Origin of the sequence: Streptomyces sp. LS1784 (genome assembly GCF_020103755.1) — a bacterium.
GTDB lineage: Bacteria > Actinomycetota > Actinomycetes > Streptomycetales > Streptomycetaceae > Kitasatospora.
In genome coordinates this window covers 1-11,210 of sequence record NZ_JAHSQD010000262.1, presented here as the reverse complement: position 1 = coordinate 11,210, position 11,210 = coordinate 1, and the positions used below count along the sequence as shown (strand labels likewise).

The 11,210-nt window shown below is 73.2% G+C and carries 13 protein-coding genes and 1 pseudogene; 5 read left to right on the top strand and 9 right to left on the bottom strand.

Features of this window, described 5'->3' with window-relative positions; translation table 11 throughout:
* The 3 genes and pseudogenes from KS423_RS26070 to KS423_RS26060 all read right to left on the bottom strand — a co-directional run.
* A pseudogene (locus KS423_RS26070) lies at positions 1-193 on the bottom strand (hypothetical protein); the annotation flags it as partial.
* Positions 190-762: an RNA polymerase sigma factor gene (locus tag KS423_RS26065; RefSeq protein ID WP_224282206.1), complete on the bottom strand. Its 573-nt coding sequence runs from the start codon at positions 760-762 to the stop codon at positions 190-192. The pseudogene KS423_RS26070 and the gene KS423_RS26065, both read right to left, overlap by 4 nt.
* A 360-nt stretch (positions 763-1,122) precedes the next feature.
* Positions 1,123-1,596 (bottom strand): MarR family winged helix-turn-helix transcriptional regulator, encoded by a 474-nt coding sequence (locus tag KS423_RS26060; RefSeq protein ID WP_224282205.1) that lies wholly within the window; start codon positions 1,594-1,596, stop codon positions 1,123-1,125.
* Between the two features lie 169 nt (positions 1,597-1,765).
* Between KS423_RS26060 and KS423_RS26055 the strand changes: the two genes are divergently transcribed.
* Positions 1,766-2,176: an organic hydroperoxide resistance protein gene (locus KS423_RS26055; RefSeq protein ID WP_224282204.1), complete on the top strand. Its 411-nt coding sequence runs from the start codon at positions 1,766-1,768 to the stop codon at positions 2,174-2,176.
* Between the two features lie 90 nt (positions 2,177-2,266).
* Here the strand turns inward: KS423_RS26055 and KS423_RS26050 are convergent, their stop codons facing one another.
* On the bottom strand, positions 2,267-2,608 hold the full coding sequence (locus KS423_RS26050; protein WP_224282203.1) for an SHOCT domain-containing protein: 342 nt from the start codon (positions 2,606-2,608) through the stop codon (positions 2,267-2,269).
* Between the two features lie 229 nt (positions 2,609-2,837).
* On the opposite strand from KS423_RS26050, the gene KS423_RS26045 reads away from it, so the two are divergent.
* A complete protein-coding gene (locus KS423_RS26045; protein WP_224282202.1) occupies positions 2,838-3,308 on the top strand; it encodes a hypothetical protein in 471 nt (156 codons plus the stop codon).
* Positions 3,309-3,345: 37 nt separating this feature from the next.
* Here KS423_RS26045 and KS423_RS26040 read toward each other — a convergent pair whose 3' ends face one another.
* The 3 genes from KS423_RS26040 to KS423_RS26030 form a co-directional block, all read right to left on the bottom strand.
* Entirely contained in the window at positions 3,346-3,996 is a 651-nt protein-coding gene (locus KS423_RS26040; protein WP_224282201.1) for a beta-glucanase, read from the bottom strand.
* 139 nt (positions 3,997-4,135) lie between these two features.
* Positions 4,136-4,762 carry a CBS domain-containing protein gene (locus tag KS423_RS26035; protein ID WP_263455240.1) on the bottom strand — a complete coding sequence of 209 codons (627 nt, stop codon included), beginning with the start codon at positions 4,760-4,762 and terminating at the stop codon, positions 4,136-4,138.
* A 276-nt stretch (positions 4,763-5,038) separates the two neighbouring features.
* A complete protein-coding gene (locus KS423_RS26030; RefSeq protein WP_224282199.1) occupies positions 5,039-6,238 on the bottom strand; it encodes an FAD-dependent monooxygenase in 1,200 nt (399 codons plus the stop codon).
* A gap of 173 nt (positions 6,239-6,411) precedes the next feature.
* Here KS423_RS26030 and KS423_RS26025 point away from each other — a divergent pair, with 173 nt between their 5' ends.
* Together KS423_RS26025 and KS423_RS26020 are read left to right on the top strand one after the other, a co-directional pair.
* Positions 6,412-7,122, top strand: coding sequence for a TetR/AcrR family transcriptional regulator C-terminal domain-containing protein (locus KS423_RS26025; RefSeq protein WP_224282198.1), 711 nt, complete (start codon positions 6,412-6,414; stop codon positions 7,120-7,122).
* An 85-nt stretch (positions 7,123-7,207) separates the two neighbouring features.
* The gene (locus KS423_RS26020; protein WP_224282197.1) at positions 7,208-8,008 is read left to right on the top strand and encodes a HEAT repeat domain-containing protein; all 801 of its coding nucleotides are present in this window, start codon (positions 7,208-7,210) and stop codon (positions 8,006-8,008) included.
* Between the two features lie 32 nt (positions 8,009-8,040).
* On the opposite strand, the gene KS423_RS26015 is transcribed toward KS423_RS26020, so the two are convergent.
* Positions 8,041-8,406, bottom strand: a complete 366-nt coding sequence (locus KS423_RS26015) for a hypothetical protein (RefSeq protein ID WP_224282196.1) — start codon at positions 8,404-8,406, stop codon at positions 8,041-8,043.
* A 272-nt stretch (positions 8,407-8,678) separates the two neighbouring features.
* On the opposite strand from KS423_RS26015, the gene KS423_RS26010 reads away from it, so the two are divergent.
* Positions 8,679-8,948, top strand: coding sequence for a GlsB/YeaQ/YmgE family stress response membrane protein (locus tag KS423_RS26010; protein WP_224282195.1), 270 nt, complete (start codon positions 8,679-8,681; stop codon positions 8,946-8,948).
* A gap of 71 nt (positions 8,949-9,019) precedes the next feature.
* Here KS423_RS26010 and KS423_RS26005 read toward each other — a convergent pair whose 3' ends face one another.
* A complete protein-coding gene (locus KS423_RS26005; RefSeq protein ID WP_224282194.1) occupies positions 9,020-10,900 on the bottom strand; it encodes an amino acid transporter in 1,881 nt (626 codons plus the stop codon).
* Between the last annotated feature and the right edge of the window lie 310 nt (positions 10,901-11,210).

The window sequence follows — 11,210 nt, the reverse complement described above, 5'->3', positions numbered from 1 at the left end:
GCCCCGAGGCCGGAGCGTGCGGTTGTCGGGCACCGGCGGGCGGCCGGGCGGGGCGTTCGCGCACCGTCGGGGCGGGCCGTCGGGCGGCGGCGAGCCGCTCGGCCAGGCGGCGCGTGAAGTCCACCGGATCGTGGTCGTCGAACTCCCGCTCCAGCTCGACGGCGTGCGCGCGCAGCAGGTCCACGACCCTCATGCCTGCGCCCCGCCGTCGTCCGGGTGCTCCAGCAGGTACTCCAGGTGGCGCCGTCCGAGGCTGTAGTAGGTGCGGGCGGTGGTGTGCGCGATGCCGAGGGACCGTCCGATGTCGTGGTACGACAGTCCCGCCTGGCGCAGCCGGACCACGTCGGCCTGGACCGGCGCGGCCCGCGCGAGTTCCTCCATCGCCCAGTCCAGGGCGTCCAGCTCGGCGAGCTCGTTCAGATCGTCCTGGCTGGTGTCGGGACGGCGCTGGGCGATCACCCGCTGCCGCTTGCGTTCGGTGCGCCGGCGCTCGCGCAGCACGTCCACCACCGCATCCTTGACGATCTTGAAGGCGAAGGCCTGCGGATCGGGACTGGCCAGGGCCCGGCGCCAGTTCTTGTAGAGCGTGGTGCCCGCGTTCTGGACGGCGTCCTGGGCGTCCTCACGGTGCCGCAGACGCTGCTGGGCGTAGCGGAGGTAGCCGGAGTTCTCTCGGGTGAAGAAGGCCTCGAAGTCGTTCGGCAGGCCGCCGAGCGGGTCGGCTCGCAGGCCCCGCTCCTCGCCCGGCCCGGGAGTGGTCACGCGGGCCCCCCTTTCGTCGGTCAGCTGGCCGGCCCACCTGGTGGCACGCCGACGGCCCCTGGGGGCTCGTGGTGTAACCGTCCGGGAGGTCCGGGATGTTGACCGGATCGGGCGGACAATTGCCGAACGATTCCGTTCACTTGTGAACAGCACTGCTGACCTGCCGCTTCGCCCTCACGGGCCCGACCGGCGCATCCACAACGTGACCCAGATCACAGTGCACGCGAGGATGGCTTGACAAGCCCCCTGGCGCCACCCCGGCACTCCCGCACCCCCTCGGGCCCACCTCGACGCAGCCACCCCGCCGCCCCCACCCCCCTCGAAATCACCCCGCGCCCCTACGGCCCCACGCCCGCATGGCTACGGCGCCGGTTCCACCTCGGCCGCGTCCAACGCGGCGGTCACCCTGTCCAGCAGCCCGCGCAGCGCGGCCAGGTCCTCGACCGGCAGGCCGGTCGCCGCGAGCAGCCGGCGCGGGACCTGCCCGGCCCGCTCGCGCAGCGCCGACCCTTCGGGAGTCAGGCGGACGGTGACCGAGCGCTCGTCCTCCGGACTCCGCTCGCGGCTCACCAGCCCGGCCGCCTCCAGGCGCTTGAGCAGCGGGGAGAGCGTCCCGGAGTCCAGCCGCAGCCGCTCGCCGATCCGCTTGACGGGCAACCCGCCCTCCTCCCACAGCACCAGCATGACCAGGTACTGCGGGTAGGTCAGCCCGAGGTCCCGCAGCAACACCCGGTACACGCCGCCGAAGGCGCGGGAGGCCGCGTTGAGCGAGAAGCAGATCTGCTGGTCGAGGCGGAGCAGTTCCTCGTCCGCCACGTCGGGGTGGGTGGTCATGGACCCATGGTACCGATCACCATCGCGCTATTGAGTTGTGCGCAATTGAATTGCGTGCTCTACTTGTCGCAGCGCAGCGACGCCCGAGTGGCCGCCGCGAAGCGCATCGGGCCGGCAACCGCCGGGACAACCGATCGCAGGAACACCCAGGACCCGAAGGGAAGCCACCATGGACGCGCTCTACACCGCAGCCGCCACCGCCAACGGCCGGGAGGGCCGCGCCGTCAGCTCCGACGGACAGCTGGACCTCACGCTGGCCATGCCGCCCGCGCTCGGTGGCAGCGGCCAGGGCACCAACCCGGAGCAGCTCTTCGCCGCCGGCTACGCCGCCTGCTTCGCCAGCGCCCTCGGCCTGGTCGGCCGGCAGGCGCGGGTGGACACCAGCGAGGTCTCGGTGACCGCCGAGGTGTCCATCGGCAAGGACGAGGCCGGCTTCGCCCTCGCCGTCGTGCTGCGCGTCGAGCTGCCCGAGTCCCTCGCGGGCGAGACCGGCGAGCTGCTGGTCAAGCAGGCGCACGAGGTCTGCCCGTACTCCCGCGCCACCCGGGGCAACGTCCCGGTCGAGCTGGTCGTCGAGTAACCGCCCCGCCGACCGGTCACCGGAGCCCCCACCGACGGACCGGGCCCGCCGCACGCGAACCGCGGCGGGCCCGGTCCGTCGCCCCCGGGGTCAATCGCCGCCGCCCGGCCCGTTCGCCGAACGCAGCGTGTCCACTCGGTGCCGGTACTCCTCCGCGTCGATCTCGCCCCGCGCGAACCGCTCCGCGAGCAACTGCTCCGGGCTCACGCCCTGGCTCCCCTGCCCTGCCTGGCCCCAGCCCCTCGGACCGTCCGGCCCGGCTCCCCCGGCGCCCGGAGCCGTCCGACCGGGCGAGTTCGGCTGCCGCGAGCGCGATATGTAACGGAACAGAGCCACAGCCAGGAGCACGAGGATCACCAGGACCAGCAGCATCGCGAACACCATCATCCCCATGCCCCAGCCACCCACGACGTGGCCGTGCCAGTACCTCATCAGGACCTCCTCCTCCGGCCCCGGGGGGCCCGCCGAGGCGAGCAGCGCCTTACCACCATCGTGCGCCCGTCACCGGTGAAAGCGGCGTGAGGGAAGCCTGAGAAAACGATCCGGCGCCCGACCCGGCGCCCACCGGGGTAGCGTGCCGCTCGTGACCCACCACCCGCCGCCCACACCCCATCCCCAGCCGACGCCCCATCCCCAGTGGCCCACGGCTCAGCAGCCGCCCATGGCCTTCCACCCGCCGCACGACGACCGCTCCCCCGAGCAGCTCGTCGCCGCCGGGGTGCTGCGGCGGCACCCGGACCCGCGCCCCCACCCGGCGCTCGGACACTCCCCGATCGGCTACGTCGCCACCGCGCTCTGGACCGAACTCACCGCCCTCGCCATCGCACCGGCCGCCGCCGAGACCACCGCCACCGCGCTGCTGCGCGCGATCGCCGACCACGCCGTGGACGCGGCGCTCGCCCCGGGCAACGAGCGCGCCCCGCGCGACGACCTGTATGTGACCGACCCCGCCCACATCGGCCCGCACCGCCGGGCGGTCTGGTTCCAGCGTTCCGGCCCACACGGCCCGCACGGCCCGCACGGCCCGCACCGGCCACACGGCCCCCGCGACCTGCTCACCCCGGTCGGCCCACGCAGCGGGTACGCCCCCCGCGGCCCGATCACCGCCGCGTTCGCGCCCCACGAGCCGTAGCCGCCCGCACTGCCGGACCGCGCGCCCGCCCGCCCGCTCAGCGTGCGACCTGGAGGCCGTGGCACACCCAGCTCAGCCGGTCCGGCCCGCCGTACGGCGGCCGGTCGTGGTACGTCCCGTCCGCCACCGACATGTTGACGATCAGGTACGCGTGCCACTCGGACCCGACCCCGTGCAGGTCCGCGTAGACCAGCTCGTCCTCCACGTACCAGTCCACGGAGTTCGCGCCGAGCACCACGCGCATGCCGAAGGTCGCCCCCGGACCGATCCCGGCGCTCGCGCCGTGCCAGTACCGGTAGCCGCCCCGGACGTGGTTGGAGATCTCCAGCAGGTCCGGGTTGTCCGGGTGGTACTCGAAGACGTCCACCTCGTTGCCGCCGTCCCGCCAGGTCCAGATGGCCGGCCAGGCGCCCAGCTCGACGGGCAGCGTCACGCTCGCCGTCAGCACGTCCCCGGCACGGAGCTGAAAGCCGTCCGGACTGCCCTCGGTGGTCAGCAGGTTGCAGTTCCACAGCCCGCCGCTGTGCCGCCTGGTCGCGGTGAACACCCCGTCGGGGCAGTAGTCGCGGCTGAGGTAGTCGAGTTTGTGGTCGCTCCGGTTGGTCGGTCCCATCCGGGGATAGGCGCTGCTGCGCCCGGCGATCCACTGACTGGTCGAAGTGAAGTCCGCGTCGAACACGACCGCCACGGCCGCCTCCCCGAAGCTCCGGTGTCCCGGCGGTCCACACCGGCGGGCACACAGAGTGAGTTACCCGATACCCTCCGCAGTATGCGGAGCGAATCGTTCGACCATGGACGAGCGTGCGATTCGGGAACGGCGCGGCCGGTCAGCCAACGGGCGCCGCTCCCCCGGCACCGAGCCGGTCGGTCACCGAGACCACCCCGTCCACCGAGCGGCACAGGTTGAGCACGATCGGCACCAAGTGCGGCTCGGGCACGCTGCCGCTGAGCACCACCCGCCCCTGGTTGACCTCCACCCCGACCTCCGCCGGGCTGACCCCGTCGATCCGGCCGAGCACCTCCTCGACGATCTCCCGCCGGATCACCATGTCCTCGCGCAGGAACACCCGCAGCAGGTCACCGCGGCTGACCACGCCGATGACCCGCCCCTCCTCGTCCAGCACCGGCAGCCGCTTCAGGCCGTGCCGGCTCATCAGCCGGGCCGCCGCGACCACACTGGTGTCGGGCACGGTGCAGACCGGCTGCGCCGTCATCAGGTCGGCCGCGGTCACCTCGCCGTCCGGGCCCGCCTGCGCCGACTCGGGCGCGGGCAGCAGGCTGGCCGAGTCCTCCTGCGCGGCCAGGGTGCGCAGCAGGTCGGCCTCCGAGACCACACCGAGCGGCCGCCCCTCCGGGTCCACCACCGGTACGCCGGTGATGTCGTACTCGCTCAGCAGCGCCACGATCTCCCGGAATCCGGTCTCGGGCGAGACCAGGACCACGGGGCTGGTCATCACGGATTCGACGGTGGCATGCCGCACGCCGGTTCACCTCGTCCAACGATGCTGGTCCGACCCGGCACGGACCGGCCGGTACCGGCAGCATCGCTCGCGGCGGCCGCGATCGCCAGGGGCCAAGGGGCCGAACGGGTGGGACCTTGGGCCCTGACCTGCAAACACGTCCCCTGCCCCGCACCCCGGCCGTCGAGCGAGCCGCCCGGGCGAGCACCCGGGTGGAGGCGCTGCTCGACAACGGCACCAGGCTCGGCCCGCCGCGCCGGGCCCACGCGTTCAGCCCGCGGTCTTCGGCCGGCGGGACGGCTCCCGCTCGTAGTCCGGCAGTTCGACGCTGCTGACCTGCTTGCCCAGCTCCAGCATCTTCTCCAGCACCCAGCGCCGGTTGAGCAGCGCGTTGCGGAACCGCAGCCCCGTGGCCGTGCGCGGCGCGAGGAACGGCCCGGTCCGGTCCCCGCCCTTCTGGCAGCCCTGCGCGTAGCCGCGCAGCAGCTTCTCGTACCGCTCGAAGGCGGCCCGGTGGTCGCCGCGCGCCCGGGCCAGCTCGCCCGCCAGGACGTACGCGGCCACCACCGCCGTTCCGGTGCCCATGCCGCCGATGGTCGCGCCGCAGGCCGCGTCGCCGATCAGGGCGATCCGGCCGGTCGACCAGGCGGGCACGTCGGCACGGCTGATCGAGTCGAAGTACGGCTCGGGAGCGGCGTCCAGGCTCTCCAGCAGCTGCGGCACCCGCCAGCCGAGGCCCGCGAAGGCGGCCCGGACCAGTGCCTTCTGCCGTGCCGGGTCGTGGCGGTCGTAGCGCAGTTCGGGCGAGGCGAAGAGGCAGAACGCACCGGCCCGGGCCGGGTCCCGGTGGGCGGAGCCGACGGACATCAGCCGGCCGGGGACGTTGAGGCCGACCCCGCCGACCGGCAGCCCGAGCTCGTTGGGCAGCTGCCAGGTCGCCGCGTAGTAGCCGAGGTGGCGGACGTAGCGCCGCTCGGGGCCGAAGGCGAGCCGGCGGACGTTGGAGTGCAGTCCGTCGGCACCGATCACCAGGTCGAACTCGCGCGGCGCCCCGCGCCGGAAGGCGACCCGGACCCCGCTCGGGGTCTCCTCCAGCGCCGTGATCGAGTCGCCGAAGACGTACTCGGCGCGGACGCTGCTGTGCCGGTGCAGTAGCTGGGCCAGCTCCCCGCGCGGGACCTCCAGGTCGCCACCGGCGAACTCGGCGGGCAGGTGCAGCAGGCGGCGCCCGTCGGGGCCCACGAAGGTCATCGGGCTGCCGCCGGTGCCGAGCGCGCGCAGTTCCTCCAGGACGCCCATCCGCTCCAGCACGGTCAGGTGGGTGCGGCCGCGGAAGTCGACGTCCTGACCGCCGTCGCGCAGTGCGGGGGCCAGCTCGACCACGGTCACCTCGAAGCCGTACCGGCCCAGCCAGTGGGCCAGCGCGGGGCCGGCGATGCTCGCGCCCGAGATCAGGACCTTGGTGCTCACGGAAACCACTCCGTCCGAGGGTCGGGAAACTGTGTCTGGCGGACACTATTTATTGCTGTGTACGGTAGACACAGTTGGATCGGGAGGGCAACCCCCGGGTGGAAGCCCCGGGGCGAAGACACGGCCGGCAGCCCGGGACGGAACCTGGACGGGCCCCGGGACGGGAGCGGATGATGGCCGAGGCGGCGAACGACACGGTGCGGCTGCTCTGGGGGCCGCCGGCCAAGCCCACCCGGGGGCCGAAGCCCGCCCTCAGCCTGGAGCGGATCGCCGCAGCCGGGGTCGAGGCCGCCGATGCGGAGGGGCTCGGCACGGTCTCCATGCAGAAGGTGGCCGGGCAGCTCGGCTTCACCAAGATGTCGCTCTACCGCTATGTCCCCGGCAAGGCCGAACTGATCGCCCTGATGGTCGAATCGGCCGTCGACGCGCCCCCCGCGGCGCCGGAGGGCACCGGCTGGCGGGAGCAACTCACCGTCTGGGCCCACCACCTGGCCGAATCCTTCGCCCGGCACCCGTGGCTGCTGGACGCCACCGTCGGCGCGCGGGCGCTCGGTCCGAAGGAACTCGCCTGGCTGGAGCAGGTGGTGGCGGCACTCGACGGCCACGGGCTGACCGGGCCCGAACGGATGGACGCCGCCGTCCTGCTCACCGGGCACGTGCGCGGGATCGCCGCGCAGTCCCGCGCCGCCGGCCCGGGCGGCAATCCGGAGGCCGAACTCCTCGCCGCCCTCGGCACCGTGGTCCGGGAGCACGCCGACCGCTTCCCCGCCGTCGCCGCCGCCATGGCCGACCCGGGCGGTCGCGACCAGGCGCTGGAGTTCGGCCTGGAGCGCATCCTGGACGGACTGGCCGCCCTGATCGAGCGCCGTGCGGAGACCGTCTGACCCGCGGAGCCCGCCCGGCCCGGCGGGTCACGTCCCGGAAAAACCGCTCGGACCGACACCCTGCCGCTCGCTAGGATCGCGCCCCATGGCGATGTTCGTGCACCTGACCGCCGCGGCGAACGCGCCGCGCATCCGCCGCGCCGGAATCCGCGCCGACAGCCGGGGCCAGGGCGGCGTGCGCGGGGTGTACTGCTTCCCCGTGCTGCCCTCGTACACGCTGACCCACCAGTGGCTGCGCGAGCTGGCCCGGTTCGGCCCCAAGGGAGCGCTGATCGCGGTGCACCTCCGGCTGGACGACGAGCAGGAGGTCCTCACCGGGCACTACCGCGACCGTGCCCGGGCCGCCCAGCAGCCGCTGCGGGCCGCCGAGGCGGTCCGGCGGATCGGCGCACTGGCCGACCCTCGCGGCTGGGAGGTGTTCCTGCCGCGCGCGGTCGGCGCCCGCGAGGTGCACCGGGTCCGCGCCGTGCCGCAGGTCACCGGCTGGCGCTACCTCCCGGGCGCCCACGGCACCCGGCCCTGCACCTGTTTCGGATGCCGCATCTACGGCGAGTACGGCAGCCGCCGGCTGCGCGAGCGCCACCCGCACCCGCTGGACGGCCCGCCGCCGCCCGTCCCCGTGCTGCTCGCGCGGATCGCGGCAGCCGGCGAACCGGGCGATCCTGCCGAACTGCGCTCCGCGCTGCACTGGTTCGGTCTGCGCCGACGCGGCCCGGTGGACCGCCTCGCCCGCCTGACCGCCCACCCGGACCCGGAGGTGCGGAAGGACCTCGTCTGGGCCGTCGGCCACTGGTCCACCCCGGGCGTCGCCGAACTGCTGGACGGCTTGGCGGGCGATCCGCACCCGAAGGTCCGCGAGGCCGTCGCGGCGGTCCGGGGCGACTGAGGCCCCGGCCGCCGTCGGGTCGTGCGCCGGCGTCAGGAGACGCGCTTGAGCTGCCAGGAGTTCTTCTCAAGGCTCGGCACCGCGGAGTAGTTGCAGCCAGAGCTGTAGTAGCTGCTCACGATCGTCCAGCCGGCCGGCGGCCAGGTGGAGGCGCAGGCGTTGACCACGGTGCCGACCGGGTAGCCGGTGAGCTGCATGATCTTCTTGGTGTTCGGGTTGAACCCGGAGCCGCAGCCGCCGCTGTTCCACCACTGGACGTCCACGTAGCCGCCCGGCGTCAGCGAGGAGGAGCAGATGGTGCTGGTGTCACCGGGCGCGGCCTGGGCCGTCCCCATGGTCAGGGTCAGTGCGGCGGCGGTACAGCCCAGGGTCAGCGCGGCGGCGCGAAGGCGTGTCACGGGGGTCGGCTCCTCTCGGTGACGCGGCGCGTCCGCGTCCCGCCCATTCCTATCCGTGCCGCCGCGTCGACGGACAGCGACTTTCCGGCCCGACCTGCGGCGCGTTCTCGCCCCTGCCGCCGGGATCGGCCCCACCGTCACACCGCTGACCTGCGCGATCTCCTGTCGACGTGCCCGTTCGCCCGATCCGGGTGATCATGGGACGAACCGCGTCATCGGTGATTCGGCGCACCGGGCCGTCGGCCCGGCGAGCGCCCGGAAGGTGGACCGCGATGTTCCAGCTCCTGTGGATTCTGCTCATCGGCTTCGTTCTGGGCGTGATCGCCAAGCTGGTCCTGCGCGGACCGCAGTCGATTCCCTGGTGGCTGACCATGCTGCTCGGCGCCGCCGGGGCCTTGCTCGGCAACGCCGTCTCCGGCTGGATCGGCGTCCGCCACACCTCGGGCGTCGACTGGATCCGCCATATCCTGCAGCTCGCCTTCGCCGTCGCCCTGGTGGCCGTGGTCTCCCCTGCGTGGAGCAGGTCCCACCAGAACCGCTGACCGGCCCCGGGCCCGGATCGCCGGTCGGACGAGCCGTTCCCGGCCGACGTGCGCCGACGCGGCCGCGCCGTTCAGCCCACGTGCACGGCCGGGCGACGCGAGCGGTCCGGTTCGGCTTCGCGCAGTACCTCACGGGTGACGGGGGCGATCTCGCCCTGTCCGAACAGGAAGAACCGCAGGAACTGGGCGAAGGGGTTGCCCTCGGTCCACTCGAAGTAGATGTGCGGCTGTTGCCCGGTGAGGTCGCGGACCTGGAGCAGCAGGGCGGCCAGTGCGTTGGGCACGCTGGAGCTCTCCAGCGTCAGCACTCGGTAGCGGTCGTGCAGCACCTCGCCGCGCACGGTCAGTTCGGCCTCGAAGTCGGACGGGTCGAGCACGGTGACCTCGACGAAGACCAGGTCGTCCTCGGCCGGGATGTCGTTGTCCCGCCGGATCTGGTGGATCTTGTCGCGGTACTCGGCGAGGTCCCGGCTGTTCGGCTCGTTGGCGATCAGCCTCAGCGGGCGGTGGGTGTAGTCCCGGACGAACCGCCCGGCGACGTCGTCCAGCACCACGTTGGTGACACGCAGTTCGAAGGCGCGCTTGAGCCGGGAGAGGAAGGAGACCAGCATGATGCCCGCGATGAAGCAGGCACCGATCTTGACGCCGTCCGGCCGCTCGGCGATGTTCACCGCCGTGGTGTAGAGGAACACCGCAGCGATCACCGCGAAGCCGGTCCGCCAGCGGCGCTGCCCGGCCTTGTGGGCGGCGATGGTGACGGCGATGGCGGCGGAACTGATCAGCACCAGCACGCCGGTCGCGTACGCGCCGCCCTGGGCGTCCACGTTGGCGTCGAAGATCCAGGTCACCAGGAAGGCGATCAGGGTGAGCACGATGACGGTCGGTCGCACCGCACGGGCCCAGTGCGGGGCCATGCCGTAGCGGGGCAGGTAGCGCGGCATCAGGTTGAGCAGACCGGCCATCGCGGAGGCCCCGGCGAACCAGAGGATGGCGATGGTGGAGAGGTCGTAGACGCTCCCGAAGGTGCTGCCCAGGTACTCGTGGGCCAGGTAGGCGAGCGCCCGCCCGTTGGCCTGGCCGCCGGTCTTGAACTGGTCGGCCGGGATGAGCAGCGTGGTGATGAAGCTGGTGGTGATCAGGAACACGCTCATGATCGCGGCGGCGGTGGTCAGCAGCTTGCGGGCACCGCGGATGCGGCCGGTGGGCTTCTCCTCGGTGTCGTCCGGGTCGCCCTCGATGTGCGGCATCACGGCGACGCCGGTCTCGAAGCCGGACAGGCCGAGCGCCAGCTTCGGGAAGACGATGAGCGCGACGCCGATCATCGCGAACACGTTGCCGTGCTCCACGACCAGCGCGTCCGTCCAGGCGCTGAACACGTGCGGGGCCTTGAGCACGTGCCACAGCCCGTTGGCCACCACCACCACGTTCAGCGTGAGGTACACCGCGACCAGCACCACGGCCAGGCCGATCGCCTCGCTGAAGCCCTTGAGGAAGACCGCGCCGAGCAACGCGATCATGATCATGGTCAGCGTGATCTGCTTGCCGGTCAGGGCGCTGTGCAGGTGCGGGTTCTCGACCAGGTGCGCGCTGGCGTCGGCGGCGGACAGGGTGATGGTGATCATGAAGTCGGTGGCCGCGAAACCCAGCAGGGTGAGCACGAAGAGCTTGCCCTGCCAGAACGACAGCAGCCGTTCCAGCATCGCGATCGAGCCCTCGCCGTGCGGGCTCTCCTGGGCGACCCTCCGGTAGACGGGCAGTGCGCCGAGCAGGGTGACGACCACCAGCACGATGGTCGCCAGCGGCGAGACCAGGCCGGCCGCGAGCGCGGCGATGCCGGGCTGGTAGCCGAGCGTGGAGAAGTAGTCCAGGCCGGTCAGGCACATGACCCGCCACCAGCGCTGCCCCTTCTCCCGCGACGGTTGGGCGTGCGGGCCGGGGTGCTGTTTGGCCATGTCGGCCAGGCCTTCCAGCATCCAGGCCCGGAACCGCTGGCGCCGGGAGGACGGCCCCGCCCCCGGTTCGGCCGACCCCGACGAAACCACGTGCACCCCTGTCCACGACTCGGCCGGGCGCGCACCGCTCCGGCCCCCCTGTGGCCGCCGGACGGCGGGCCTGGTCAGGCTAGGGGACCGGCTCGCCGGGGCCGGGCTACCCGGCGGGCCGACACGCCCGGTTGCGCCCGTACGGCCCTCCCCGGTGGCAGGCCGTCCCCCGCCGTACACACCAGCCGCACGCGTCGGCCGAACTTCCCGGCCGCCGACC